Annotated in this window: 19 protein-coding genes; 10 read left to right on the forward strand and 9 right to left on the reverse strand. The window is 73.1% G+C overall.

The features are described from left to right. Nucleotides 1–45: 45 nt before the first annotated feature. The 6 genes from ABZ805_RS01720 to ABZ805_RS01745 all read left to right on the forward strand — a co-directional run bounded on the left by ABZ805_RS01720 (nt 46) and on the right by ABZ805_RS01745 (nt 6971). Nucleotides 46–1431, forward strand: a complete 1386-nt coding sequence (locus ABZ805_RS01720; RefSeq protein WP_358432848.1) for a class II 3-deoxy-7-phosphoheptulonate synthase — start codon at nt 46–48, stop codon at nt 1429–1431. Between the two features lie 409 nt (nt 1432–1840). After that, nucleotides 1841–2602 carry a DeoR/GlpR family DNA-binding transcription regulator gene (locus tag ABZ805_RS01725; RefSeq protein ID WP_358432850.1) on the forward strand — a complete coding sequence of 254 codons (762 nt, stop codon included), beginning with the start codon at nt 1841–1843 and terminating at the stop codon, nt 2600–2602. A gap of 22 nt (nt 2603–2624) precedes the next feature. After that, on the forward strand, nt 2625–3980 hold the full coding sequence (locus ABZ805_RS01730) for a sugar ABC transporter substrate-binding protein (RefSeq protein ID WP_358432852.1): 1356 nt from the start codon (nt 2625–2627) through the stop codon (nt 3978–3980). Between the two features lie 11 nt (nt 3981–3991). Then, nucleotides 3992–4900, forward strand: a complete 909-nt coding sequence (locus tag ABZ805_RS01735; protein ID WP_358433062.1) for a sugar ABC transporter permease — start codon at nt 3992–3994, stop codon at nt 4898–4900. Continuing rightward, nucleotides 4897–5715 carry a carbohydrate ABC transporter permease gene (locus ABZ805_RS01740; RefSeq protein ID WP_358432854.1) on the forward strand — a complete coding sequence of 273 codons (819 nt, stop codon included), beginning with the start codon at nt 4897–4899 and terminating at the stop codon, nt 5713–5715. Before ABZ805_RS01735 ends, ABZ805_RS01740 begins: the two co-directional genes overlap by 4 nt. Before the next feature lie 254 nt (nt 5716–5969). Continuing rightward, nucleotides 5970–6971 carry a zinc-dependent alcohol dehydrogenase family protein gene (locus tag ABZ805_RS01745; RefSeq protein WP_358432856.1) on the forward strand — a complete coding sequence of 334 codons (1002 nt, stop codon included), beginning with the start codon at nt 5970–5972 and terminating at the stop codon, nt 6969–6971. Between the two features lie 114 nt (nt 6972–7085). On the opposite strand, the gene ABZ805_RS01750 is transcribed toward ABZ805_RS01745, so the two are convergent. The 3 genes from ABZ805_RS01750 to pknB form a co-directional block, all read right to left on the reverse strand. Next, nucleotides 7086–8234 (reverse strand): Cmx/CmrA family chloramphenicol efflux MFS transporter, encoded by a 1149-nt coding sequence (locus tag ABZ805_RS01750; protein ID WP_358432858.1) that lies wholly within the window; start codon nt 8232–8234, stop codon nt 7086–7088. Nucleotides 8235–8706: 472 nt separating this feature from the next. Continuing rightward, nucleotides 8707–10413: a polyprenol phosphomannose-dependent alpha 1,6 mannosyltransferase MptB gene (gene mptB, locus ABZ805_RS01755; RefSeq protein WP_358432860.1), complete on the reverse strand. Its 1707-nt coding sequence runs from the start codon at nt 10411–10413 to the stop codon at nt 8707–8709. Between the two features lie 106 nt (nt 10414–10519). Continuing rightward, nucleotides 10520–12526, reverse strand: a complete 2007-nt coding sequence (gene pknB / locus ABZ805_RS01760; RefSeq protein ID WP_358432862.1) for a Stk1 family PASTA domain-containing Ser/Thr kinase — start codon at nt 12524–12526, stop codon at nt 10520–10522. 162 nt (nt 12527–12688) lie between these two features. Between pknB and ABZ805_RS01765 the strand changes: the two genes are divergently transcribed. Continuing rightward, on the forward strand, nt 12689–13054 hold the full coding sequence (locus ABZ805_RS01765) for an Rv2175c family DNA-binding protein (protein WP_224955337.1): 366 nt from the start codon (nt 12689–12691) through the stop codon (nt 13052–13054). 359 nt (nt 13055–13413) lie between these two features. Next, nucleotides 13414–13983, forward strand: coding sequence for a VanZ family protein (locus ABZ805_RS01770; RefSeq protein WP_358432864.1), 570 nt, complete (start codon nt 13414–13416; stop codon nt 13981–13983). Between the two features lie 127 nt (nt 13984–14110). Here ABZ805_RS01770 and crtI read toward each other — a convergent pair whose 3' ends face one another. The 3 genes from crtI to ABZ805_RS01785 all read right to left on the reverse strand — a co-directional run bounded on the left by crtI (nt 14111) and on the right by ABZ805_RS01785 (nt 17459). Further along, nucleotides 14111–15571, reverse strand: coding sequence for a phytoene desaturase family protein (gene crtI, locus ABZ805_RS01775; RefSeq protein WP_358432866.1), 1461 nt, complete (start codon nt 15569–15571; stop codon nt 14111–14113). Then, a complete protein-coding gene (locus ABZ805_RS01780; protein ID WP_358433064.1) occupies nt 15571–16704 on the reverse strand; it encodes a polyprenyl synthetase family protein in 1134 nt (377 codons plus the stop codon). Before ABZ805_RS01780 ends, crtI begins: the two co-directional genes overlap by 1 nt. Nucleotides 16705–16778: 74 nt before the next feature. Then, nucleotides 16779–17459 (reverse strand): DUF3153 domain-containing protein, encoded by a 681-nt coding sequence (locus ABZ805_RS01785; protein WP_358432868.1) that lies wholly within the window; start codon nt 17457–17459, stop codon nt 16779–16781. Between the two features lie 115 nt (nt 17460–17574). Here ABZ805_RS01785 and ABZ805_RS01790 point away from each other — a divergent pair, with 115 nt between their 5' ends. Beyond that, on the forward strand, nt 17575–19254 hold the full coding sequence (locus ABZ805_RS01790) for a DUF885 domain-containing protein (RefSeq protein ID WP_358432870.1): 1680 nt from the start codon (nt 17575–17577) through the stop codon (nt 19252–19254). Between the two features lie 238 nt (nt 19255–19492). On the opposite strand, the gene ABZ805_RS01795 is transcribed toward ABZ805_RS01790, so the two are convergent. After that, nucleotides 19493–20275, reverse strand: a complete 783-nt coding sequence (locus ABZ805_RS01795; protein WP_358432872.1) for a hypothetical protein — start codon at nt 20273–20275, stop codon at nt 19493–19495. Continuing rightward, nucleotides 20272–20805, reverse strand: coding sequence for an SAV_6107 family HEPN domain-containing protein (locus ABZ805_RS01800; RefSeq protein WP_358432874.1), 534 nt, complete (start codon nt 20803–20805; stop codon nt 20272–20274). The genes ABZ805_RS01795 and ABZ805_RS01800 overlap by 4 nt, the downstream gene beginning before the upstream one ends. A 384-nt stretch (nt 20806–21189) precedes the next feature. Here ABZ805_RS01800 and ABZ805_RS01805 point away from each other — a divergent pair, with 384 nt between their 5' ends. Then, the gene (locus ABZ805_RS01805; protein ID WP_358432876.1) at nt 21190–21765 is read left to right on the forward strand and encodes a GNAT family N-acetyltransferase; all 576 of its coding nucleotides are present in this window, start codon (nt 21190–21192) and stop codon (nt 21763–21765) included. Between the two features lie 139 nt (nt 21766–21904). On the opposite strand, the gene ABZ805_RS01810 is transcribed toward ABZ805_RS01805, so the two are convergent. Next, a complete protein-coding gene (locus ABZ805_RS01810; RefSeq protein WP_358432878.1) occupies nt 21905–26494 on the reverse strand; it encodes an ATP-dependent helicase in 4590 nt (1529 codons plus the stop codon). Nucleotides 26495–26583: the final 89 nt, after the last annotated feature.

Here is a 26583-nt window from a genome sequence, read left to right on the forward strand (position 1 = left end):
CTCCCAGGTGAAAAGCACTGGCCAGCACGGCCTATCCTGGCAAATGTGAATTGGACCGTCGATGTTCCGGTCGATGAACTTCCGGAACTTCCTCCGCTGCCCCCTGAGATGCGCGCCCGCCTGGACGAGGCGCTGAAGCTGCCCGCCGCGCAGCAGCCCGAGTGGCCCGAGGAACAGGTCGCGAAGGTCCGCAAGGTGCTGGAGAGCGTGCCGCCGGTGACCGTGCCCTCCGAGGTGGACCGGCTGCGCGGACAACTCGCCGCCGTCGCCCGCGGTGAGGCGTTCCTGCTGCAAGGCGGGGACTGCGCGGAGACCTTCGCGGACAACACCGAGCCGCACATCCGCGGCAACATCCGCACCCTGCTGCAGATGGCGGTCGTGCTCACCTACGGCGCGAGCATGCCGGTGGTCAAGCTCGGCAGGCTCGCCGGGCAGTACGCCAAGCCGCGCTCCAGCGGCACCGACGCGCTCGGCCTGCCCAGCTACCGCGGCGACATGGTCAACTCGCTGGTCGCCACCGAGGAGGCCCGCAGGCACGACCCGTCGCGGCTGATCCGCGCCTACGCGAACGCCAGCGCCGCGATGAACCTGTCCCGCGCGCTGACCAGCGGCGGCATGGCCGCGCTGACGAAGGTGCACGACTGGAACAAGGACTTCGTGCTCAACTCGCCCGCGGGCGAGCGCTACGAGTCCGTCGCCGCCGAGATCGACCGCGGCCTGCGCTTCATGGCGGCCTGCGGGGTGGACGACACCAGCCTGCACGCGGTGGACCTGTACGCGAGCCACGAGGCGCTGGTGCTGGACTACGAGCGGGCGATGCTGCGGCTGGACGGCTCGCAGGAATCGCCGCGGCTCTACGACCTGTCCGGGCACTTCCTGTGGATCGGGGACCGCACCCGCCAGCTCGACCACGCGCACGTCGCGTTCGCCGAGCAGATCGCGAACCCGATCGGCCTGAAGATCGGCCCGTCCACCACGCCGGAGATGGCCGTGGAGTACGTGGAGCGGCTCGACCCGAACAACGAGCCCGGCCGCCTGACGCTGATCAGCCGGATGGGCAACGGCAAGGTGCGCGACGTGCTGCCCGCGATCGTGGAGAAGGTCACCGCCACCGGCCACCAGGTGGTGTGGCAGTGCGACCCGATGCACGGCAACACCCACGAGTCGAGCACCGGCTACAAGACCCGCCACTTCGACCGCGTCGTCGACGAGGTGCAGGGCTTCTTCGAGGTGCACCACCGGATGGGCACCCACCCGGGCGGCATCCACATCGAGCTGACCGGCGAGGACGTCACCGAGTGCCTCGGCGGCGCCCAGGACATCTCGGACACCGACCTGGCGGGCCGGTACGAGACGGCCTGCGACCCGCGGCTGAACACCCAGCAGTCGCTGGAACTGGCGTTCCTCGTCGCGGAGATGCTGCGCAGCTGACGCGCGCGGCGGGCCGCGAGGACCGGCGGGCCGGGGTGGGCGACCACCCCGGCCCGTTCGCGTTCCGGCCGCCGGCAGGCCCGTGACCGGCGATCTCCGGTCGATCGTTGCCCGAATGGGATCTTCATCGGTTCCGAGACCACGGTTCCGGACGGCCCTGTGGTGCCGATGCCGCACATCCTGGGCCGGATGGCCGCTGCCGCCGTCTGCTTCCGAGTCCTTTTGTTTCTGCGCGTATTCCTGTGGTCACGCTCCGAGTTCGCGTTGCGCTGATCGGGGCGAGCGCTGGTCCTATTGCTGGTCGTGCACCCTTGACGGTGGCTGTGAACACCGGCTAAACAAACTCGGTCAGATGAAAGCGGACCGATTCGGGCATCGGAGTCGGGTCGAGGCCGGAGGACCGACCAGGGTGTACGCGCGTGAACGCCAGCAGCTCATCGTCGAGCGTGCGAGGCAGGAGGGCCGCGTCGACGTGACCGGACTCGCGGGGGAGCTGCAAGTGACCCCGGAGACGATCAGGCGCGACCTGACCGTGCTGGAAGAGCACGGACTCCTGCACCGCGTGCACGGGGGTGCGATCCCGGTGGAGCGGTGGAGTTTCGACCCGCAGCTGTCCGCCCGAGAGAACGTGATGGTCGCCGAGAAGACCCGCATCGCGCGGGCCGCTCTCGCCGAACTGCCTGCTGAAGGCGCCATCCTCATCGAATCCGGCACCACGTGTGCCCGGTTCGCTGAACTGCTGCCGGCCGACCGGCCGCTCACCGTGATCACGGACAGCTTGAGCATCGCCGTCTCCTTGGCGGCGCGGCCCAACCTGTCGGTGCTCACGCCGGGCGGAAGGGTGCGCGTGACCACCAACGGAGGTGTCGGGACCTGGGCTGCGCAACGGTGGCGGGAAGTGTTCGCCGACGTTGCATTCCTGGGCACCGACGGGGTTTCCCTGCATCGGGGACTCACCACTCCGGACCAGAATTCCGCTGAGATCAAAACACTGATGTTGCGCGGGGCGCGACGACGGGTCCTGCTCGCGGACCACAGCAAGATCGGCCCGGTGTCCCTGCACCGGTACGGCGATCTCTCCGAGGTCGACGTGCTGGTCACCGATACCGGGCTGGACCAGGGCATCGCCGAGGACATCGAGGCGATCGGCCCGCGGGTGGTGCGAGCGTGAGCAACGGCAGAAAGGGATGCCGATGAATTTCGGCAGGAAATGGTGGTCGCTGGTCGCCATGATGGCGGCGGTGCTGCTCACCGCGAGTTGCGCGGGAGCGGGAGCGATCGGGTCCGGCGACGGGCGCCGGGTGCTGCGGGTGGCGGTGGTGTCGAACCCGCAGATGGAGGACATGCAGGACCTGGTCGGGGAGTTCGAGGCGCAGCACCCCGACGTGCGGGTGCGGTTCATCTCGCTGCCGGAGAACCAGGCGCGGGACAAGATCACCCAGTCGGTGGCCACCGGTAGCGGCCAGTTCGACGTGGTGATGGTCAGCAACTACGAGACGCCGATCTGGGCGGCGAACGGCTGGCTGCACGACCTGGATCCGCGGATGGACGCGACTCCGGGGTACGACAAGGACGACTTCATCCCGTCCATCAAGGACTCGCTGTCCTACCAGGGCCACATGTACGCGGCCCCGTTCTACGGCGAGACGGCGCTGCTGAACTACCGCAAGGACCTGTTCGCCGAGGCCGGGCTGACGATGCCGGAGAACCCGACCTGGCAGCAGGTCGCGGACATGGCGGCGAAGCTCGACGGCGGCCCCGGCGGTCGCGCCGGGATCTGCCTGCGCGGCCTGCCCGGGTGGGGCGAGGTGATGGCGCCCCTCAACACCATGATCAACTCGTTCGGCGGGCGCTGGTTCGACGAGAACTGGAACGCGCAGCTCACCTCGCCCGAGGTGCGCGAGGCGGTGAACTTCTACGTGAACCTGGTGCGCGACCACGGCGAGCCCGGCGCTTCCAGCAGCGGTTTCACCGAATGCCTCACCGAGTTCGGCCAGGGCAACGCGGCGATGATGTTCGACTCGACGTCCTCGGCGGGCACGCTGGAGGACCCGAAGGAGAGCACCGTCTCCGGCAAGATCGGCTACGCGAACGCGCCGACCGGCCCCGGCGGCAAGCCCGCCAGCTGGCTCTACACCTGGGCGCTGGGCGTGCCGAAGACCACCGAGATGCCCGACGAGGCGTTCGACTTCATCGCCTGGTCCACCTCCAAGCAGTACCTGCGGACCGTCGGCGAGCGGCTCGGCTGGCAGAACCTGCCCCCCGGCAGCCGCCAGTCCACCTACGAGATGCCGGAGTACAAGAAGGCCGCCGCGGCGTTCGGGCAGCAGACGCTGCACGGCATCAGCCGCGTCGACCAGACCACCCCGAGCTCCCAGCCCACGCCCTACCAGGGCCTGCAGTTCGTGCGCATCCCCGAGTTCGTCGACCTCGGCACCCGCGTGAGCCAGCAGATGTCCGCGGCCATCGCCGGGAGCAAGACCGCTGACGAAGCGCTGGAGCAGGCGCAGCGCTACGCCGACACCGTGGGGGAGAACTACCGGCCATGAGCACTGCGGAGATGACCGCGGCCAAGGGCGCGACCCTCAGCCGCAAGGAGAAGTGGTCCCGCCGGGGACCGTTGCTGCCCGCGCTGATCTTCACGATCATCATCACGCAGGCCCCGTTCCTCGCGACGATCTTCTACTCGTTGCACTCGTGGAACCTGCTCAACCCCGGTTCGTGGGGCTTCATCGGCCTGTCGAACTACGCGGACGTCTTCACCGACAGCGAGTTCTACACCGCCGCGCTGAACACGGTCGTGATCACCGTCGGCTGCGTGCTGGTGTCGCTGGCGCTGGGCGTCGGGCTGGCGCTGCTGCTGGACCGGCCGTTCTTCGGGCGCGGCGTGGTGCGCACCATGCTCATCACCCCGTTCCTGATCATGCCGGTGGCCTCGGCGCTGCTGTGGAAGACGAGCATGCTCAACCCCACCTACGGGCTGGTGGACGCGGTGCTCAGCCCGATCGGGCTGGGCGGCATCGACTGGGTCGGGGAACACCCGATGGTGTCGGTGCTGGCCGCGCTGGTGTGGCGCTGGACGCCGTTCATGATGCTGATCGTGCTCGCCGGGCTGCAGAGCCAGCCGCGCGACGTGCTGGAGGCCGCCAAGATGGACGGCGCCACGCACTGGCAGACGTTCCGCTTCATGACGCTGCCGTTCCTGCGCCGCTACATCCAGCTCGCCGGGCTGCTGGGCTCGATCTACGTGGTCAACACGTTCGACGAGATCTTCATGATGACCCAGGGCGGTCCCGGCATCGCCACCACCAACCTGCCGTACTACCTCTACCAGCGGGTCTTCCAGGGCTTCGACGTCGGCCAGGCGGCCGCGCTCGGCGTCGTGGTCGTGATCCTGACCATCATCGTGGCCACCTTCGCGTTGCGCGCGATCTTCACCGCCATTTCCGGCAAGGAGGTTTCGGAATGAAGCGCCGCACGGCGGGAGGGACCGCACTGACGATCATCGCCTGGGCGCTGGGGATCATGTTCGTGTTCCCGGTGTTCTGGATGGTGCTGACGTCGTTCAAGCAGGAGGCCGACGCCTACACCGACGACCCGAAGTTCCTGTTCACCCCGACGCTGGACCAGTACCGGCTGGTGTTCGACGGGGGCCTCGGGCCGTACCTGGTGAACTCGCTGATCGCCACGGTGATCTCGTGCCTGCTGGTGGTGGTGCTGGCCGTGCCCGCGGCCTACGCGCTGTCCATCCGGCCGGTGAAGGGCACCAAGGACGCGCTGTTCTTCTTCATCTCCACCAAGATGCTGCCGGTGGTCGCGGCGATCGTGCCGATCTTCGTGGCCGCGCAGAACATGCACCTGCTGGACAACATCTGGTCGCTGGTCCTGCTCTACACGGGCATGAACCTGCCGATCGCGGTGTGGATGATGCGCTCGTTCTTCCAGGAGGTGCCCTCCGAGGTGCTGGAGGCGGCGAAGGTGGACGGTGCCGGGTTGCGCACCGAGCTCACCAAGGTGCTGCTGCCGATGGTGGCCCCCGGCATCGCGGCGACCGCGCTGATCTGCGCGATCTTCGCCTGGAACGAGTTCTTCTTCGCGGTGAACCTCACCGCGATCAACGCACCCACGGTGCCGGTGTTCCTGGTCGGCTTCATCACCAGCGAAGGCCTGTACTGGGCGCGGCTGTCGGCCGCGGCGACGCTGGCGGTGCTGCCGGTGGTCATCGTCGGCTGGATCGCGCAGCGCCAGCTGGTGCGCGGGCTGTCCATGGGCGCCCTCAAGTGATCGGACCGGTTCACCTCGGGTGAACCGGCGGCGGCCGCGGCGGCACCCGACGAGGTGCCGCCGGGGTCGCGGGAGCGGGGCGGAGTGGCGGCAGCGCCACCCCGGCCCGCTCCGCCATGACCGCCGGATCGCGATCCGGCGGAGGTGCGGTCCCGCCTCCCGGTCCGGTCGGGAGGCGAGGCGGGTACCTCGTGCAAGGAGCGAACGGGCGCGCCCGCCCGTTCGGGGAGAGGCGAGAGGAAAGGATGGCCGGCATGCGTGCGGTCGTCGTCGAAGGACCCGGTCAGATCACGGTCACCACGGTGCCCGATCCCACCCCGGGCCCGAACGATGTCGTGGTGGCGGTGGACGCCTGCGGGCTCTGCGGCACCGACCTCCACCTGGTGGACGGGGAGATCCCGGTGGTGAACTACCCGATCACCCCGGGCCACGAGCTGGCCGGCCGGGTGGTCGCGGTGGGCAGCGAGGTCACCCGCCTCGCCGAGGGCGACGCCGTCGCGGTGGATCCGTCGCTGCCCTGCGGGGAGTGCCGGTACTGCCGCAAGGGCAAGGGCAACCTGTGCGAGCCGTGGCAGGCGATCGGCATCAGCTCGCCCGGTGGTGCCGCCGAGTACGTCAAGGTGCAGGCCAAAAAGTGCTACCCGCTGCCGGAGGGCATCTCGCCCACCGCGGCGGCGCTGATCGAGCCGCTGTCCTGCGCGGTGCACGGGCTGGACAAGGCCCCGCACGACCTCACCGACGACGTGCTGATCTACGGCGCGGGCACGATGGGGCTGCTGCTGGCGCAGCTGCTCAAGCGGGCCGGGGTGCGCAGCCTGTCGGTCGTGGACCGCAGGCAGGACCGGCTCGCGGTGGCCGAGTCGATGGGCGTGAGCGCGATCGCCACCGACGCCTCCGCGCTGGACGAGGCGGCCGAGGGCTGGGACCTGGTGGTGGACGCCACCGGCGTCATCGCCGCCATCGAGGACGGGCTGGGCCGGGTCCGCAAGGCGGGCACGTTCCTGCAGTTCGGCGTCGCGGACGCGGCGAAGACCGCGAACTTCTCCCCGTTCAAGGTCTACAACGAGGAGATCACCATCGTCGGTTCGATGGCGGTGCACAACAGCTTCGACCGGGCGCGGGACCTGCTGGTCGCGGGCGCGATCGACTCGGACGCGCTGATCACCAACACCGCGGGGCTGGACGACTACGCCGCCGCGCTGGAGGAGTTCCGCACCGGCACCGGCCTGAAGACGCTGGTCCTGCCCTCCAAGTGACGGCTTCCGCCACCGCCCGGCCCACCCCCGTCCGGCCGGGCGGCGGCGGACACCGAGCCCGCACCCGCGGACTCACCCGGGGGAACGGCCCGTCGGCCTGGTCGATCGGGCCGTTCACCCGGAGGTGAGGGTGCGGAGCCGGGGGAGGGCCGCGAGCAGTGCGAGCGCGGTGAGCGCGGCCGCCACCAGAACCGGCCCGAGCTCGCCCGCGCTCGTCGTGAGCGCCGCGGCCCCGGCTGCGGGACCGCCGACGGCCCCGACGTTCAACGCGGCCGTCGCGTACGCGCCGCCCAGCACCGGTGCCCCCGCGGCGAAGCGCAGCACCAGCGCGATCAGCGTGCCGCCCACGGCGAACGCCGCGGTGCCCTGCGCGAGCAGCAGCACCAGCAGCACCACCGGATGCGCGGCGAGCACCGCCAGCAGCACCCAGCCCAGCAGCAGGACCGGCCCTCCGACGGCGAGCACCACCCCGGGCCGCCGATCCGACAGCCGCCCGGCGAGCGCCACCCCCGCGGACGATCCGGCGCCGAACAGCACCAGCGCGGGCGACACCCACCACTCCACCAGTCCGGCCGCCCCGGTGACCACCGGTGCCAGGAACGTGAACGCGGCGAACGTCCCCGCGTTCACCAGCGCGGCGAGCCCCATCGCCAGCGTCAGCCGCGGCACGCGGAGCTGCGCGAGCTCGGCCCGCAACCGCACCGCCGCCGCGTCCGCGCCCCCGCCGGGCACGCCGCGGGCGACGCCCAGCGCCGCGGGCGCGCACAGCAGCGCGACGACCCAGAACGGTGCCCGCCAGCCGAACGCCGCGCCGAGCAGCGCACCCGACGGCACGCCCACCACGGTGGCGACCGTCGTCCCGGACAGCAGCACCGCCAGCGCCCGGCCCTGCCGGTCCGCGGGGACCGACCGGGTCGCGGTGCTCAGCGCGACCGCCAGGAAACCGGCGTTCGCCAGCGCGGCCACCACCCGGGTGCCGAACAGCACCGGGAACGCGGCCGTGAGCGCGCCGACCACGTGGCAGCCCGCGAAGACCAGCAGGCAGGCCAGCAGCGCCCACCGGGCCGACCGGCGGCGGGCGAGGACCGCCATCGCGGGCGCGCCCACCACCATGCCGGCGGCGAACGCCGAGGTCAGCAGGCCCGCGGACCCGATCGGGACGCCGAGATCGGCGGCGATGTCCGGCACCAGGCCGGCGAGCATGAATTCCGAGGTGCCCATGGCGAACATGGCCAGGGCGAGCAGGGGCAGGACGAGCGGCATCGAGGACTCCGGAACGAGCGGACGAGGACGGGACGTCTCGTGACCGCGTCAGCCGGAACGCGCGAACCGGGCGGCCCGCGGGTGCGGCGGGCCGCTCCGGTGCGCAGCGGCGCCGAGTGCTCGGGCCCGCCGGACGTTCGGGCGAGCCGGACGTTCGGCGGGCGCCGGATGCCTCGGGGCGCTGCGTTGCTCAGGGGCGCGTGCTCACCGCCCGTCTCTGAACCTGCCCGGCGGGTCGTGTCGGTGTCCTGTCAGCGGCGAAGCGCTGAGCAGCGACCACCCAAGACATCGGCACCGCCGCTGAGGTTCCGCCACCCGAGCACTACGCGGCAGAAGTGGCGAGAACAGGCGGTCAGGGGTGCTGGGGGCTGACGGCGGTACCGGCAACCCCCACCTCGGACGCTTCGGGGCTCGACATGCCGCGCACGCTACTCGACGGCGGGTGCGGGACCGCAACCCGTTTTCGGTGCGGCTAGGGCGCGGAGTCCGGTGCGGGGGAGCGCCGCTCGGGCGGCGCGATCACGTCCACCTGGGTCACCTGGGGCACCTGCGCCGTCCGGCCGCCGTCCGGTTCCCGGTCCGCGCCGCCCTGCTCCGGTGGCTCCTCCGGACCCGGGCCGCCCCGGAAGCGGTTCAGCCCCAGCGGGTCGAACCGCACCAGCGACAGCGCGGCGAGCACCGCGGCGGCGACCCCGACCGCGACGAACGGCCAGTTGTACATCGCCTGCTCGCCGTCCGGGTAGTACGCCAGCACCAGCACCACCGAGGCACCCACCACGTAGGACAGCGCCCGCGGCGTCCACCGCAGCGCGCAGCCCAGCGCCACGCTCCAGGTCAGGTACCAGGGCAGCACCACCGGGGAGAGCAGCGCGGCGGCGAGCAGCGCGATCGCGGCCCGGCGCACCGCGGTGGTGCCGCCGTCCTGCGCGCGCCACCACTGCCACACCAGCACCCCGGCCAGCGCCAGCGAGCCGAGGGTGCGGCCGACCTCGACGAACGGGCCGCGGTCGACCTCGACGAACAGCGACACCAGCCCGTGCACGGCCTGGCCGATGCCGGTCGGCGCGGACAGGTAGTTCACGATCATGCCGGGCGCGGAGAGCGCGGGCAGCCAGCCGAACCCGACCTTCGCCAGCGCCATGCACGCGGCGAACACCGGCACGAAGATCGCCACCGAGGCGGTGCCCGCCCGCAGCAGCCGCTGCCAGCGGTTGCCCGGCAGCCGCGCCGCCCAGATCCACACCAGGAACGGCAGCGCCACCCCGGCCGTCGCCTTGATCGCCATCGCCAGCGTGACCAGCGCGATCCCGCTCTTGTGCCTGCCGCGCAGCATCAGCAGCGTGCCCATCGCCAGCAGGCCGATCATGAGCATGTCGTTGTGCGGCCCGCCGACGAGGTGCACCACCGTCATCGGACTGGCCGCGACGAGCCACAGCGCCACCGGCAACCGGCCCCCGAGTTCACGGACCAGACCCGGCAATGCGAAGATCAACAAGACCAGGCCGCAGAGCAGCACCAGGCGCATCACGATGACACTCGAGATCATGCCGTCGCCGGCGATCAGGATGACGCCCTTGGCGATGCCCATGAACAGCGGCCCGTACGGGGCCGGCGTGGTCTGCCACGTCGGGTGCACGTTGTCCGGGATCGGCCCGGTCAGCGTCGACGGCCCGACCGCGTAGGGATCGATCCCGTGCAGCGCGAGCAGGCCTTGGCCCAGGTAGCTGTAGACGTCCCTGGTGAACAGCGGCGGGGTGATCAGCATCGGCGCGATCCACGCGGCCGTCGCCGCCAGCACGCCCCGCGCGTCCACCAGCTCCGCCAGCACCCCGCGGCCCAGCCGCACCCACGCCCACACCAGCACGCCGAAACCGGTGTAGAGCACGGCCAGCGCGAGATCGCGTCCGTGGCCGTAGCGCATCGCGGACAGCGGGCCGGAACCGAGGATCGGGTCGTGCACGAGCACGCCCGCACCGCCGAACGAACCGGCCAGCAGCAGCAGCGAACCGATCGCTCCGAGGGCGATGGTCCGCAGCGGTAATCGCCTGCTGCGGGTGCTCAGCTCGCGCGCTGCCTCGCCGGTGGGGCGAGCAGTGCTCGGGACGGGGGCTCCGGCGCCGTTCCGGCCCAGGGGGGCCTCGGTCGCGGCGCCCGGCTCGGTGGGCGGGCTCGGGGGCATCGTGCGCTCCATGTTTCCACACGGTGATCCGCCGCCGGGCGGGACCGGCCCCGGTTGACCACTTCGTGATCAACCGGGGCCGGGTGAACGCATGATCAAACCCGGGTCACAGCGCCGTGACGCCGACCGTCGAACCCGGCTCCACCTTGCTGCCCGCGAGCGGCAGCTGGCCCAGGATCATGCTGTCGGGGCGCTCGAAGAACGAGTGCACCTCCAGCGTCAGCCCGAGCGCCGCCAGCTCCTGCTGCGCGTCCTGGGTGCGCTTGCCGTTGAGGTCGGGCACCGTCACCGCGTTGGACAGCACCACGCCCACCCGGGGCTTGCCGGACAGCTTCACGACCGTCTCCGGCGCCGGATCGGTGGTGATCACGTGGTCGCCCTCGACGTTGGAGTCGAACTGCCTGCCCGCCTCGTACGGTTCGAACCCGGCGGCGATGAGCGCGGCGAACGCCTCGTCCTTGCTCGCCCCGGTCACGTCCGGCACCGGCACCGGCGGCGGGCCCTTGCTGACCACGATCCGCACCGTCGAGCTGATCGGCAGTTCGGTGCCCGGGCCCGGGTCGACGCCGAGCACCGCGCCTTCCGGCACCTCGGTGTCGTACTGGTCGGCGGAAGCGTCGCGCTCGGGGCGCAGCGATGCGTCGCGCAGCGCCTGCTGCGCCTGCTCCAGGTCGGTGCCCTTGGCGATGTCGGGCACCTTCGGCTTGCCCAGCGACACCACCAGCTCCACCGACTGGCCGCTGAGGATGCGCGCGCCCTGCTTCGGCGAGGAGCTGATGACGACGCCCGCGGGCACCTCGTCGTCGAGCTGCCTGCTGATCTCGGCGCTGAGGTCGGCGCCGCGCAGCACCTGCTGGGCGACCTGCTCGGTCTCGCCGGTCACCCGCGGCACCTGGATGTAGCGGCCGCTGCCCATCCACCAGGCGGTGCCGCCGATCAGGCCCGCGACCACCAGGATCGCCAGCGTGATCAGCGCGAACCGGCGGCCGCCGCGCTTGCGCTCCTGCTCGTGGCGCTCGGCGGGCGACGGGCGCACCGCCGCGATCTCGTGCGTGGTCTCCTCGGGAGCGGGCGGGCGCGGCATCGCGCGGGTCCCACGGGGTCCGCCGGAGTGGTCGTAGGCGTCGGGCACCGAGGCCTCGGTGATGGGCGCGATCCGCTCCGTCGGCGGCCCGCCCGGATCGGCCGAGACCATCTCGGTGCGCTGTTCGGACACCGGCACCGGGACCGGCACCGGGCGCAGCCCCAGCTCGGCGCTGATCCGCTCCAGCTCGCGCAGGAACGCCGCCGCGTCGTCCGGTCGGCCCGCCGGGTCCCGCCGGGTGGCGCGCAGCACCAGGTCGTCGATCGCGGGCGGCAGTTCCGGGGTGATCTCGCTCGGCGGCGGGACGTCGGCGTTCACGTGCTGGTAGGCCACCGACAGCGCGGTGTCCCCGGCGAACGGCGGACGCCCGGTCAGCAGCTCGTACAGCACCACACCGGCCGAGTACACGTCGGTGCGCGCATCCGCGTCCCCGGTCGTCACCTGCTCCGGGGACAGGTAGGCGACGGTGCCGAGGATGACGTTGCCGGTGGTGCTGCCCGCCGACGCGGTCGCCCGCACCAGGCCGAAGTCGGCGACCCGCACCGAACCGTCCAGCCCGACCAGCACGTTCTCCGGTTTGATGTCGCGGTGCACCATGCCCGCGTGGTGCGCGGCCGCCAGCGCCGAGAGCATCGGGCGCAGCACGCTCACCGCCATCGGCAGCGGCAGCGCGCCCTGCTCCAGCAGCACCTCCCGCAGCGTGCAGCCCTCCACGAGCTGCATCACCAGGTACACCCGGTCCCCGTCGACCTCCCGGTCCACGCCCTGGTCGTAGACGGCGACGACGGACGGGTGGTGCAGCCGGGCCGCGGACCGCGCCTCCAGCTCGAAGCGCTCCACGAACGACGGGTTCGCCGAGTAGTGCGAATCCATCACCTTGAGCGCGACCGGCCGGTCCAGCCGGGTGTCCAGCCCCCGGTAGACGACGGACATGCCGCCGCGCGCGATGACCGAATCCACGCGGTAGCGGCGCTCCAGCATGGTCCCGACGAGCTCCGAGCCGCCGCCGGGTCGTGTTTCAGGAGTCATGGTGTGTCCGCCAACCGCCGGGATTCCGCTTGCCTGCGACGATTGTTCCAGGGCTCGTCACCGCGCCGTCGCCCGGTGGGTCGCGGTGGGCGTCGTGCACCGGATCGATGATGACCCTTCCGGGGCACGCTCGCGGCGGGGCGTTGTGGCATCGTGTTCAAGGTGAGTGCTATCCCCGCTGCCCCGGATGTGCTTGCTCCAGATGTGGAGATGACACCGCTGCCCGACGTCGCAGAACGTCTGGGCCTGGTGGTGACCCGGGTGCACCAGCTGATCCGTGACGGCCACCTGCTCGCCATGCGTCGCGACGGCATCCTCGTCGTCCCCGCCGCGTTCCTCACCGAGACCGCGGTGGTGAAGGGGCTGGGTGGCACGATCACCCTGCTCCGCGACAACGGCTACAACGAGGACGAGATCCTCACCTGGCTGTTCACCCCGGACGATTCGCTCCCCGGCACGCCCATCGAGGCGTTGCGCGGCGACCGCGGTCGCGAGGTGAAGCGAAGGGCGCAGGCGATGGGCTTCTAGGCCACCGCGGCGGGCGCCACCGGCCCCGCGCGCTTCCGGACCGTCGGCGGTCCGGAGAGATGAACCACAGCCGACATCCGTTCCACTCCGGTGCCGGGTCGCTCCTGCGAGCGGCCCGGCACCGTCGTTTTCGCCGGGCAGCGCGCCGCACTCGCCGTGCCGTCCGCCGGCGCGCCGGGGAGTTCGTTCACCGAATGGGCCCCGTGATTGAAACGTGATTTCACATTCGGATGTTCTCCTGGGGGAGAACTCGGAACGCATCGCCGCGCCCGCGCTTCGCGCAGCAGCGGCGATCGGGCGCGGCCGGACCAGGAAGGTCAGGTCGACAGTTGCGCCCCTTCACGACGGCCTGGAGCGCTGTGATCCCGGCAGCGTCCTCGTACCTGCTGCTCACGATCGCCGCCGCCGCGTTCGCGGTGCTCGTGCGCAGCAGGCGGTTCACCGTCGTCCCGGCGCTGCTGGTGTCCGGCGTCGACGCGGTGCTGCTGCACTCGGCCTGCCTCGTCGGCTACCTGGTGGCCGCGCCGCAGCCCGCTCCGGCGGGGGTCGCGGTGCGGCTGGTGCCCGGCACCGACCTGGGGGCCGCGCTGCAGGCCTCGCCGGGTGACCTGCTGCCGTGGTTGCAGCTGGTCGGGAACCTGCTGCTGCTGGCTCCGTTCGGCGCGCTGGTGCCGGTGCGGGTGTCCTGGTTCGGCGGCTGGAGCCGGATCGCCGCGGGCGCGCTCGCGGTCACCTGCGGCATCGAGTTCCTGCAGTACACCGTGCTCACCGGGCGGGTCGTGTCGGCCGACGACGTGCTGCTGAACGCCTCCGGCGCGCTGCTCGGCGCGTTGGTCACCCGGCCGTGGTGGGGCCGGTTGCCGCAGACGCTCACCGCCGCCCGGCCCGCCCGCGCCCGGCACGCGCTGCGCCCGCAGTACGCCCGGTGAGGCAGCGGCGAATTCGCGCGGCGCAGTGCGCGGCGCGGAATTCGCGGGAAATCCCCCGAATTCGAGGTGCCGGAATCGGTGTTGCGGAATCCGGGTTCGCGGGATTCGACGGGGCGGTGCGCCGAGATCAACCGGTGATCCGCCGCGCCGCCAGCTTCCCGGAGATCAGCACCGGCGGGACCCCCACGCCGGGCGTCGTCCCCGAACCGGCCAGCACCACGTTCTCCGGATCGCGCAGGAGGTTCCGCGGCCGGAACGGCCCGGTCTGGGCGAAGGTGTGCGCCGCCGAGAACGGGGTGCCAGCCGCGTGCCCCTGCGCCGCCCACCCGGCCGGCGTGACCACGCGCTGCACCTCCACCGAGTCCGCGAACCCGTCGAAACCCCGCGCCTCCAACGCCGCGAACAGCTCGTCCCGGTAGGCCGGGCCGATCCGCTCCCAGTCGAACCCGGCGGTGCGCAGGTTCGGGCACGGCGCCAGCACGTAGTGCAGCTCCCGGCCCGCGGGGGCCAACCCCGGATCGCTCGCCGTCGGCCGCGTCACCAGCAGCGACGGATCGCTCATCAACCGGCCGTCCCGGATGATCTCGGTGAACGTGCGCTCCCAGGCCGCGCCGAACGAGATCGTGTGGTGCGCGGTCCCCGGCCACGAGCGGGTGGTGCCCGCGTGCACCACCACCGCCGACGGCGACCAGCGCAACCGCCGCTGCCGCCCGCCGAGCAGCCCGTGCACCACCGGCGGGTCCGGGGTGAGCACCACCGCGTCCGCCGGAATCCGCTCCTCCCCGGCGTGCACCGCGACCACCCGGTCGCCGCGCCGCTCCAGCCGCCGCACCTCGGCGCCGTAGCGGAACCGGACCCCGGCCGCGGCCGCCGCGTCCGCCAGCGCGGTGGGCAGCGCGTGCATCCCGCCGCGCGGGAACCACACCCCGCCGATCGTGTCCATGAACGAGATCACCGCGTACAGCGCCAGCGCCCGCCGCGGATCCAGCCCCGCGTACAACGCCTGGAACGAGAACACCCGCCGCAGCCGCTCATCGCGCAAGAACCGCCCGATCGCCGGGCCCAGCCGCCCGAATCCGCCCAGCACCGCCAGCCTGCCCAGCTCCGGGCCGACCAGGTCCAGCGGGGAATCGAAGTTCGCGTCGATGAACCGGCCCATCTCGGCGCGGTACACCTCGGTGAGCCAGCCCCGCAGCCGCCGGTACCCGGCCGCCTCCGCCGGTCCCGCGAACCGGCGCACCTCCTGCTCCATCGCCGCACCGTCGGTGTGCACGTCCAGCGCCGAACCGTCCGCGAACCGCGCCCGGTACGCCGGGTGCAGCGGGATCAGCTCCAGCCGCTCGGCCAGCGACGAACCCACCGCGGCCAGCGCCTCGTCCACCAGCTCCGGCATCGTCAGCACGGTCGGCCCGGTGTCCACCCGGTAGCCGTCCAGCTCCAGCAGGCCCGCGCGCCCGCCCGGCAGCGACTCCCGCTCCACCACCGTGACCGAACGGCCCGCCCCGGCCAGGTGCAGCGCGCACGCCAGGCCCGCGAGCCCGGCGCCCACCACCACGACGTGCTCGGTGCGGCCCGGGACGCGGCGCATCAGTGCGTCCGGTCGGTGACGGCCTCCGCGAGCTCCCCGAGCCGCGTCGCGGCCGGTTCGGCCAAGTCGGCTGCGCGCAACGTGGCGTGCGCGGTGGCGGTGAGCTGCGCGATCCGGTCCTCCACGGCCTGCTGCGCGCCCAGCCGCACCAGCACCTCGCGGGCCGAGCCGATCCGCTCCGGCGACACGTCCGGGTCGCCCAGCACCGAGCGCAGCTCGGCGGCACCCGCCGCATCGCCCCGGTCGCCGGCCACCCGCAGGGCCTCCGCGATCAGCAGTGTGCGCTTGCCCTCCCGCAGATCGTCCCCGGCGGGCTTGCCGGTCACCGCCGGGTCGCCGAACACGCCGAGCAGGTCGTCCCGCAGCTGGAACGCGACCCCGATGTCGTGGCCGAAGTCCTCCAACGCCGCCAGCACTCCCGCGTCCGCCCCGGCGATCTCCGCGCCCAGCTGCAGCGGCCGCGCCACCGTGTACGACGCGGACTTCAGCTCCGCGACCCGCAGCGCCGCCTCCGGCGTCTCGTCGCCGCGGACCTGGCTGAACACGTCCAAGTACTGGCCGGCGAGCATCTCGGTGCGCATCGCCCGCCACGGACCCAGCCCGCGGGCCAGCGCCGCGGGCTCCACCCCGGCGCAGTGCAGCATGTCATCGGCCCAGGCCAGCGCCAGATCGCCCAGCAGCACCGCCGCGCTCATCCCGAACTGGGCCGCACCCCCGGCCCAGCGCTCCCGGTGGTGGGCGTGCGCGAACTCGCGGTGCACCGTCGGGCGGCCGCGGCGGGTGTCGGACTCGTCGATCAGGTCGTCGTGCACCAGGGCGCACGCCTGGATCAGCTCCAGCGCGCTCGCGGCCCGCAGCATCGCCTCCGCCGCCGGACCCGACGCGGCACCTCCGGCGGCGCGCCAGCCCCACCACGCGAACGTCGGCCGGATGCGCTTGCCGCCGCCGAGCACGAACCGGCTCACCTCGCGCGCCGCGGCGGCGAACCCGGCGTCCAGCTCGGCGCACTCGGCGAGCCGGGAGTCCAGGTGTTCGGCGAGGGTGCGCTGCACCTGACCGGGAAGATCGGAGTCCACGGCGTCCTCGGTGGTCGTGTCCGCGGGGTCGTTCAGCTGCGGTGCGGATTCCTTGATGGGCACGGGCACCATCCTGCGCGACGCGCCCCCTCGGGCGGCGCACGGGGCCGGACGCCCAGCGCGACCACCGGTCACGGCACGCGATCGCGGGTCTCGGCGAGGTCCCGCTCGTGCGTGCGCTGCGCGAGCAACCCGATCACCACCACCGCGCCGATCACCAGCGCCGCCAGCCCCATCGTCCAGGCCCAGCCGACGCCGATCCCGGTGCCCGCGTACTGGAAGGTCGCGTTGAGCTGGCTGACCTCGCCCGGCTCCGGCGCCCAGGTGACGACCCCCGACGTCTCCTTGCCGTTCGTCGACGTGATCTCGCCCGGTGCGGTCAGCTCGATCTGCACCGACGAATCGGTGTCCGCCAGCGGCGTCAAGTCCAGCATCGTGGTGAACTCCACCAGCGAACCGCGGCGTTCCACGTGCAGCTGGTAGCGCGACTCCGACGGGCTCAACGCGTTGCTGAGCCGCTCCAGCTCGTCGAACTCCAAGTCCTGGAACGTCAACCGCGACCCCACCCGGCCCTGCTCCTCGACCGGCGCCACCTGCACCCGGTCCGCGAGATCATCCGGCGGGTGCAGCCGGAACGGCACCTGGCCGTCCGGGGTGTCGGTGGTCAGCACCAACGTGCCGGAAGCCTTGTCGTCCTCGCTCAGCGACACCGACGCCGTCGTGTGCAGGCACCCGCTCAGCAACGTACCGACCAGCACCAGCAGCAACCCCAGCCCGGCACGGCGGCCGGTGCGCATCGTTTCCCCTCGCACGCCGGTGATGCTCGCACCGGCCCGGACTGATCGCCGTGCTCCGCGGTCGCCGCGCGATCACCGCCGGACACCGAAGGTGGCTGGGCGCCCCCACCGGCGCGATAACCTTCGCCCCATGGCATCCGAGCGCAGTGGCGTCCACCAGATCAGCGACCGCTTCGTCGACGAACTCGCCGAACTGGACCCGATCGAGGCGACGGCCCTCGGCCTTCCGGGTGGTGATGAGCTGCTCACCGACTACTCGCCCGACGGGCACCGCGCCCGCGCCGAACTGGCGCGCCGCGCACTCGCCGAGATGACCGCCGCCGAACCCGCCGACGCGGGCGAGCGCGCCGCGAAAGCGGTCTTCGAAGAACGCATCGGGCTCGACGTCGAACTGCACGACGCCGGTGAGGACCTCGCCTCGCTCAACGTGATCGCCAGCCCCGTGCAGAACCTCCGCCAGATCTTCGACCTGATGCCGACCGACACGCCCGAGCAGTGGCGCACCATCGCGCGCCGCCTCGAACAGCTGCCCGCCGCCGTCGCCGACCTGCGCGCCGGGCTCACCGAAGCCGCCACCCGCGGCCAGGTCGCCGCCCTCCGCCAGGTCACCAAGGTCGCCGAGCAGTGCGACACCTGGGCGGGCGCGGGCGGTCGCGACTCCTACTTCGCCGACCTCGTCGGGCGCGCCGACGTCCCCGACTCGCTGCGGTCCGAACTGGACTCCGCCGCCGCCGGTGCGGCGCGCAGCTACGCCGAATTCGCCGGGTTCCTGCGCACCGACCTCGCCCCGCGGGCACCGCGGGCCGACGCCGTCGGCGAACAGCGGTACCGGTTGTGGTCGCGGTACTTCACCGGTGCCGCCCTCGACCTGCGCGAAGCCTACGAATGGGGCTGGGCCGAGTTCGCCGGCATCGAAGCCGACATGAAGCAGGTCGCCCACCGCATCCGCCCCGGCGCCACCCTCGCCGAGACCGCCGCCCAGCTCGACGCCGATCCGCGCTACCGGGTGCACGGCCAGGACGGCCTCCAGCAGTGGATGCAGCGGCTGTCCGACCAAGCGCTGCACGACCTGCGCGGCACCCACTTCGACATCCCCGACGAACTGATGGCCCTCGAATGCCGCATCGCCCCGCCCGGTGGCGGCGTCGGCGCCTACTACACCGGGCCCACCGACGGATTCACCCGGCCCGGGCGGATGTGGTGGTCGGTGCCCGCCGACCGCGAGGAGTTCCCCACCTGGCGCGAGACCACCGTCGTCTACCACGAGGGCGTCCCCGGCCACCACCTGCAGATCGCGACCGCCGTGCACCAGGCCGAGCGGCTCAACAAGTTCCAGCGGCTCGCCTGCGTCGTCTCCGGGCACGCCGAAGGCTGGGCGCTCTACGCCGAGCGGCTGATGCGCGAACTCGGCTACCTCGAAGACGACGGCGACCTGCTCGGGATGCTCAACGACCAGCTGTTCCGCGCCGCGCGGGTGATCGTCGACATCGGTATGCACCTCGAGCTGGAGATCCCCGCAGGCACCGGATTCCACGAAGGTGAGCGCTGGACCCCGGAACTCGGCGCCGAGTTCATGCTCACCCGCACCGTCGCCGAACCCGCCCAGGTCCACGACGAGATCGACCGCTACCTCGGCTGGCCCGGGCAGGCGCCGTCCTACAAGATCGGCGAACGGCTGTGGCGAGCAGCGCGGGACGACGCGCGCGCCCGCTACGGGGCGGCGTTCGACTCGAAGGACTTCCACCGGCGGGCGTTGGAGCTGGGGTCGATGGGACTGGACACCCTCCGAACCCAACTCTCGGGGCTCTGACTCTCTCTGATCGGGCTCGTCGTGCGTTGGGGGTGGGTGGCGGAACCTCAGCGGCGTTGTCGCTGCGGGATCGTTTTCACCGGTGGCTCCACCACAGGCGACAACGCTGTCCTCGCGAGGAACCAGCTGCGAACCCGCGGCGGTGCGAGTTGCTCAGATGGTCGTTCAGCGACTTCGCCGCTGACGGGAGAACGGTGCTGAAGACCTGACAGTGCCTGGTGCGGGCCGGGGTGGTGGGTCATCTCGTTGCGAGGCGGAGGAGGGCCCAGAGCTGGGCTGTGGCGTCCTGGTCTCCCTCGGTGGTGATCTCGCGGTCCGGCAGGCGGCCCCACAGCCACAGGTAGAGCTGCTCCGGAGCACCGCTGAGCACCGCGTCGGCGGACACGTGCTCACCGGGCGCGGTGCGCTGCACCGTCGTGCGGTTCGCTTCGGCCCGCACCAGCCAGTCCGCCCCGGCGGTGGACACGCCCACCACGCACGGCCGGGTCGCGTGGATGCCGAGCGCGTGCAGCCGGTAGCCGAGCCACAACCGCAACGCCTCGTCGATGCCGTCCAGCGCCACGTCCACGTCGATGCCGGTGCGCGGCACGCCCGCCGCGCCCTGCACGTCGACCCGGTGCACCGCGGTGGCGTGCAGCACCCGGCGGATCCAGAACCGCACCGAATGCTCTTCCGGCCACCAGGTGGGGCAGGCGTCCTCGGGCGGCCGGGTGCCGAACTCGGCGAGCAGTTCGGCGAGGCGGGCGGTGAACCGGCCGGTGACCTCCCGCAGGCTCGCCGGATCCGGCACCACCCAGGCGCTCGCGTCCTGCTCGGAGGCCCCCAGCCAGGTCAGCGCGTCCTCGCACTGCCCGCCGAGGAACCAGATGGTCTCGGCCACGGTCCGGCCGGAGGCACCGGGCACCCGCGCGTCCGGGTGCACGTCGTGCGTGGCCGCGGTCAGCAGCTGCCCCTCCACCCCGATCAGCTCCAGCATCCGGCCGGTGTCGATGGTGAGGTCGGCGGGCGGGCGCAGGGTCATCGGGCGGCCCCGGACACGCCGCGCTCGACGACGCCGACGAACTCGGTGGCGTGCCGCAGGCAGATCTCGGCCTCGCCCGGGCTGATCCCCGGGCTGCCCGCCTCGGCCGCGGCGCGGCGCAGCGAGCCCGCGGTGAAGTGGGCGGCCCACTCGCGCAGCTCCGGCGCGACCTCGGTGAGCTGCAGCCACACGCTGCCGCCGCGCCGGGAGCGGTGCCGCCAGGACCGGGCGAGCACGACGGCCGTCGCCGCCCGCAACGCCGCGAGGTGCGCGAACACGTACCGCTCGGTCGGCTTCGCGGTGTCCTGCGCGTCGAGCAGGCACGCCCGGGCCTGCGCCAGCAGGGAACGGGCACCCGCGGGCGCGGCGGGCTCGGCCACCGGCAGCCAGTCCGCGCCCTCCTTCCGCCGGTCACCGCGGTGCGCCGGGTTCGCGCACCGCTGCCGCAGCGGCGCGTCGGACGGGCGCCGCTGTGCCGGGATGGGCAGCGGTCCGCGCCGGTACCGGGACGTGGGCAGGTGCTGGGACATCGGTGTTCTCCGCTCGGTCACGACGGTGCCGATCCGGTGCCGGAGCGCCGGATCGCGGTGGGCGTGGTGAGCCGGGGGGAAGCCGGCCGCCCGGCGGCGAGGTGCTTCCCCCACCCCGCCACCGGACGTGACGCGCGAACCGAAGCCCCGCGAGCCCGGGACCCGTGGCGCGGGCCCGGCGTACTCGAACTTCAGTTCGACTGGGTCCAGACTAGACCGGAGCGGCTGCGCGCTCAAGCATGGAGCCGTAGATCACCTGTTCGAGTCATGTCGGTACCGCCGCGCCCACCAGCGGCGACGGGGAAGTCCCGGCGCACGGCCGGGTGCACCGCCGACCGAGACCGGACGCCGACGGGCCTTGCCGGACCCTCTAGTGTTCGGCTCGTGACAGCCGCGCCCTCACCGCACATCGACCGCATCGTCGAGCTGACCGCAGACCAGCTCAGGGCACGCTTGGCCGAAGCGCTACAGGTCTACGTGGACGCGATGGGCTACCCCCCGTCCACCGCGCAGCAGCGCGCTCCCATGTGGTCGGCGCACATGATGCGGGCCGGCTGGCGCTGCGTGGCCGCGTTCGACCAGGACGACCAGCTCGTCGGCATCGGCTACGGCTACCTGGGCGTCCCCGGGCAGTGGTGGCACGAGCAGGTCTTCCGCGGCATGTTGACCGTCACCCCGCGGGCCGAGGCCGAGCAGTGGATGCGGAACTACTTCGAGCTCACCGAGCTGCACGTGCGCCCCGACAGCCAGGGTGGCGGGCTCGGCGAGACCTTGCTGCGGCGGTTGCTGGACGGCGCGCCCGGTGAGGCCGTGCTGCTGTCCACGCCGGAGGGTCCGACCCGGGCGTGGAAGCTGTACCGCCGGGTCGGCTTCGGCGACGTGCTGCGCCACTACCAGTTCACCGGCGACCCGCGCCCGTTCGCGGTCCTCGGCCGCACGCTTCCGCTGGAAGCTCCGTGATCGGCTGACCCGGCCGGCTGACCTGCTCGACCGGCCGACCGGCTGACCGTCCTGACCGGCTGACCGTCCTGACCGGCTGACCGTCCTGACCGGCTGACCGTCCTGATCGGACGACGACCCGGACGGCCCGGCGGGTTGGTCACGCGCGGAGGCGGAGGCCCTTCGGCGTGGGGCGGAACCCCGCCTCGGTGAGCACCTCCGCCAGCCGCGACCCCCACGCGTCCTCGCCGTCGGCGCGCTGCACCACCAGCTGCTCCAGCCAGCCGTCCCGCACCGCCCGCGCGAGCCCGGCCGCCCCGGCGCGCAGCGCCTCCTCGTCCGCGGTGAACGACAGCAGCGACTTCCCGCCGCGCTCCACGTACAGCACGGCCGATCCGGCTACCAGCACCACCAGCGAACCCGCCTTGCGGCCGGGGCGGTGCCGGGTGCCGCCGACCGCGTCCGGCCACGGCAGCGCCGCGCCGTACGGCTGCGCCGGGTCCGCGGCCGCCAGCACCAGCGCGTCCCCCGCCGCGGACTCCCGGTCGTCCGGGCCGGACAGCGCGCGCACCCGGTCGATCGCCCCGGGGACCGCGAACTGCGCCGCGCCCAGACCTTCCACCACGTAGCCGCGGCGGCACCGGCCGGACTCCTCCATCGCGCGCAACACCTTGTACACCGCGGAAAAACCACCGGCGACCCGCTCGGCCTCCAACGCGCCGCGGGTCAGCACGCCGTGGCGCTCCAGGAAGGACTCGGCCCGCGCGTGCGCCCGGCGCGTCGGCTCCGGCGCCGGGGTCGGTGCCAGCGACCAGCGCCCGGACACCGCGGGCGGGCCGCTGCGGCTCGGCATCGCGGGCCGCCCGGCGCGCAACCGCGCGTACCGGCCGCGCGGTGCGCCGCGGCGCGGTTTGTGCGCCGCCCCCTTGCCGGACACGAGCGCCCGCAGCGGCGCCAGCGTGTCGTTGGTGACCCGGCCGGACCACACCAGGTCCCACAGCGCCGCGATCACCGCGTCGTCGGCCGGCACCTGCTCGCCGCGCTCCACCAGCACCGCGCCCGCCCGGTCCGCCAACGCCCGGAAGAACTGCGCTCCACCGTCCAAAGTGGACAAGAGGGCGTCGTGCAGCGGGCTCTCCGCCGCGGCCTCCGGCAGGTCGGGCAGCAGCAGGTCCGCCACGTCCGCCGGGGCGAGCGCGATCCAGCCGTCCCCACCGGCCAGCGCCCCCGACCCGACCCAGGACACCTCACCGGTCGAGGTCAGCTCGTCGAGCAGCGCGGGCGAGTACCCGGGCAGCCGGGCGGGCAGCACCAGGGACTCCAGCGCGCTCGCCGGGATCGGCGCCCCCGCCAGCTGCTCCACCACCGCGTACACGTCGTCCACCGTCGGCGCCGTCCGCAACCGGGCGCCCACGCCGTGCCACGCGGGCAGGAACCGGCCCAGCGCCGCCGGTTCGACCGGTTCCACCTCGGCGCGCAGCCGGGCCAGCGAACCGCGCCGCAACCGGCGCAGCACCTCGGCGTCGCAGTACTCCAGCGCACCGCCGCCCCCGGCCTCCAGCGGCCGCAGCTCGCCGCGCACCAACCGGCCCGATCCGGCCAGCCGGTCCAGCACGTCGTGCACCACGGCCACCCCCAGGCCGAACCGGCGGGCCGCCGCCTCGGCGGGGAACGGGCCGCGGCAGCGGGCGAACCGGATCAGCAGCTCGCCCAGCGGATCGGCGACCGGCTCGGTGAACGCCTCCGGCACCCCCACCGGGAGCGCCACGCCCAGCGCGTCCCGCACCTTGCCCGCGTCCTCGATCGCGATCCACCGGGCCTCCCCGGCGATGCGCACCTCCAGCGCGCGCCGCTGCGCCCGCAGTTCCGCCAGCCACTCCGGCCGGACGCCGCGCTCCTCCGCCTCCGCGGTGGACAGGTCGCCGAGGAACCGCAGCAGGTCCGCCGCGGACTCGGCGTCCTTCGCGCGCCGCTCCGGATCGAGGCGCTGCAGCTGCCGCTCGACCTCGGCGACCACCTCCGGATCCAGCAGCTCGCGCAACGCCTCCGAACCGAGCAGCTCCGCCAGCAGCGTCGGGTCCAGGCTTAACGCCGCCGACCGCCGCTCCGCCAGCGGCGCGTCCGTCTCGTACAGGAACATGCCGATGTAGCCGAACAGCAGGCTGCGCGCGAACGGCGACGGCGACGGCGTCTCCACCTCCACCACCCGCACCCGGCGGGACGCGACCTGCGACATCAGCTCGACCAGGCCGGGGACGTCGTAGACGTCCTGCACGCACTCGCGCAGCGCCTCCAGCACGATCGGGAACTGCTCGTACTGCGCGGCCACGGCCAGCAGTTGCGCGGACCGCTGGCGCTGCTGCCACAGCGGGGAGCGCTTCCCCGGATCGCGCCGCGGCAGCAGCAGCGCCCGCGCCGCGCACTCCCGGAACCGGGCGGCGAACAGCGCCGAACCACCCACCTCGTCCGTGACGATCCGCTGCACCTCGTCCGGGGACAGCAGCACGTCCTCGGCGCTGGGCAGCACGTCCGCGCCCCCCTCGTCCAGCGCGTCGGCGAGCCGCACCACGATGCCGTCGTCCGAGGACGCCACCTGCGGATCGATGCCGCGCCGCTCCCGCAGCCGGGCACCGATCGCCAGCCCCCACGGTCCGTTGACCTGCGCGCCGAACGGCGAGTGCACCACCATCCGCCAGTCGCCGAGCTCGTCGCGGAACCGCTCCACCACGATCGTGCGGTCGTCCGGGACGTGCCGCGTCGCGGCCCGCTGCTCGGCCAGGTACGCCAGCAGGTTGTCCCGCGCCCACTCGTCCAGCCCGGCCCGCGACATCCGCTCGATCGCGTCCTCCCGGTCCGCGGCCACCAGCTCCCGCACGAACGCGCCCAGCGCACGGCCCAGCTCCAGCGGGCGGCCCGGCGAATCGCCCTTCCAGAACGGCATCCGCGCCGCCCGGCCGGGAGCGGGCACCACGATCACCCGGTCGTGGGTGATGTCCTGGACCTGCCAGGACGAGGTGCCCAGCAGGAACGTGTCGCCCACCCGCGATTCGTAGACCATCTCCTCGTCCAGCTCGCCGACCCGCACCCCGCCGCGACCGGCCTCCTCGTCGCCCGGCGTCGTCACCGTGAACAGGCCGCGGTCCGGGATGGTGCCGCCCGAGGTCACCGCGAGCCGCTGCGCGCCCGGCCTGGCCCGCAGCTCGTCCTGCACCCGGTCCCACACGACGCGCGCCCGCAGTTCGCCGAACTCCTCGCTCGGGTAGCGGCCCGCCAGCATGTCCAGCACCGCGTACAGCGCTGAGTCCGGCAGTCCCGCGAACGGCGCCGCCCGCCGCACCACCCGCGCCAGCGACTCCAGCGGCCACGGCTCCACCGCCACCATCGCCACCACCTGCTGGGCCAGCACGTCCAGCGGATTGCGGGGGAACGACAACGACTCGATGAGCCCGGCCGCCATCCGCTCCGCCACCACCGCGCAGCTCACCAGGTCACCGCGGAACTTCGGGAACACCACCCCGCGCGACACCGCGCCCACCTGGTGCCCGGCGCGCCCGACGCGCTGCATCCCGGACGCCACGCTCGGCGGCGCCTCCACCTGGACCACCAGGTCCACCGCGCCCATGTCGATGCCCAGCTCCAGCGAGGACGTCGCTACCACGCACGGCAACCGGCCGGACTTGAGCTCCTCCTCCACGGCGGAGCGCTGCTCCTTCGACATGGAGCCGTGGTGCGCCCGCGCCACCACCACCGCCGCGCCCGTGGTGATCCCGGAACCGCCGACGGCCTCCGCGGGGAACCGGTCCGGCTCGGCGTCCTCCCCGGCGCGTTCGGAGGCGAGCTCGTTGATGCCCGCGGTGAGCCGTTCGGCGAGCCGCCGCGAATTCGCGAACACGATCGTCGAGCGGTGCTGACCGACCAGGTCCAGCACGCGTTCCTGCACCGACGGCCAGATGGAGGTGCGCGGCTGCTCGCCCGCGGCCGGGCCGTCCACTTCGCCGGTCTGCTGCCCGAGCTCGGCGAGGTCCGGGACCGGCACCTCCACGGTCACCTCGACCTGCTTGGGGTGCTCGGGCTGCACGGTCCGCACCGGACGGCCCCCGCAGAGGAAGGTGCCGACCTCCGAGACCGGCCGCACCGTCGCCGACAGCCCGATGCGCTGCGCGGGCGCGGGCAGCAGTTCGTCCAGCCGTTCCAGCGACAGCGCCAGGTGTGCGCCGCGCTTGGTGCCCGCCACCGCGTGCACCTCGTCCACGATCACCGTCTCCACTCCGCGCAGCGATTCCCGCGCGGCCGAGGTGAGCAGCAGGAACAGCGACTCGGGCGTGGTCACCAGCACATCGGGGGGAGTGCGGTTGAACGAGCGCCGCTCGGCGGCCGGGGTGTCGCCGGTGCGCATGCCCACCCGGATCTCCGGCGGTGCGGTGCCGCGGCGCTGCGCGGCCTGCCGGATGCCGGCCAGCGGGGCTCGGAGGTTGCGCTCCACGTCCACCGCCAGCGCCTTCAGCGGTGACACGTACAGCACGCGGCAGCGCCGCTTCGGGTCCTCCGGCGGTGGTTCGGCGGCCAGGCCGTCCAGCGCGGACAGGAACGCGGCCAACGTCTTGCCGGAGCCGGTGGGCGCCACGACCAGCGCGTGCTCCCCGGCGCCGATCGCCCGCCACGCCCCGTCCTGCGCCTGCGTCGGCGCGTCGAAGGCGCCTCGGAACCAGTCGCGGGTGGCAGGGGAAAAGCGATCCAGCACGTCGTCCACCCCTCCATGCTGAACCAGCGCACCGACACCGGCCCCGGCCACCGACCGCGCCGACCAGCGGAACGCCGTTCGCCGGGCGCAGAGCTCAC

This window comes from Saccharopolyspora sp. NPDC047091, assembly GCF_040643635.1.
GTDB lineage: Bacteria > Actinomycetota > Actinomycetes > Mycobacteriales > Pseudonocardiaceae > Saccharopolyspora_C.

Bases quoted from the DNA above. Each gene is read 5' to 3' on its own strand.
- ABZ805_RS01730 (WP_358432852.1), top strand. From the start codon at position 2,625: ATGAATTTCGGCAGGAAATGGTGGTCGCTGGTCGCCATGATGGCGGCG.
- ABZ805_RS01735 (WP_358433062.1), top strand. From the start codon at position 3,992: ATGACCGCGGCCAAGGGCGCGACCCTCAGCCGCAAGGAGAAGTGGTCC.
- ABZ805_RS01740 (WP_358432854.1), top strand. From the start codon at position 4,897: ATGAAGCGCCGCACGGCGGGAGGGACCGCACTGACGATCATCGCCTGG.
- ABZ805_RS01745 (WP_358432856.1), top strand. From the start codon at position 5,970: ATGCGTGCGGTCGTCGTCGAAGGACCCGGTCAGATCACGGTCACCACG.
- ABZ805_RS01750 (WP_358432858.1), bottom strand. From the start codon at position 8,234: ATGCCGCTCGTCCTGCCCCTGCTCGCCCTGGCCATGTTCGCCATGGGC.
- mptB (WP_358432860.1), bottom strand. From the start codon at position 10,413: ATGCCCCCGAGCCCGCCCACCGAGCCGGGCGCCGCGACCGAGGCCCCC.
- pknB (WP_358432862.1), bottom strand. From the start codon at position 12,526: ATGACTCCTGAAACACGACCCGGCGGCGGCTCGGAGCTCGTCGGGACC.
- crtI (WP_358432866.1), bottom strand. From the start codon at position 15,571: ATGCGCCGCGTCCCGGGCCGCACCGAGCACGTCGTGGTGGTGGGCGCC.
- ABZ805_RS01790 (WP_358432870.1), top strand. From the start codon at position 17,575: ATGGCATCCGAGCGCAGTGGCGTCCACCAGATCAGCGACCGCTTCGTC.
- ABZ805_RS01795 (WP_358432872.1), bottom strand. From the start codon at position 20,275: ATGACCCTGCGCCCGCCCGCCGACCTCACCATCGACACCGGCCGGATG.
- ABZ805_RS01800 (WP_358432874.1), bottom strand. From the start codon at position 20,805: ATGTCCCAGCACCTGCCCACGTCCCGGTACCGGCGCGGACCGCTGCCC.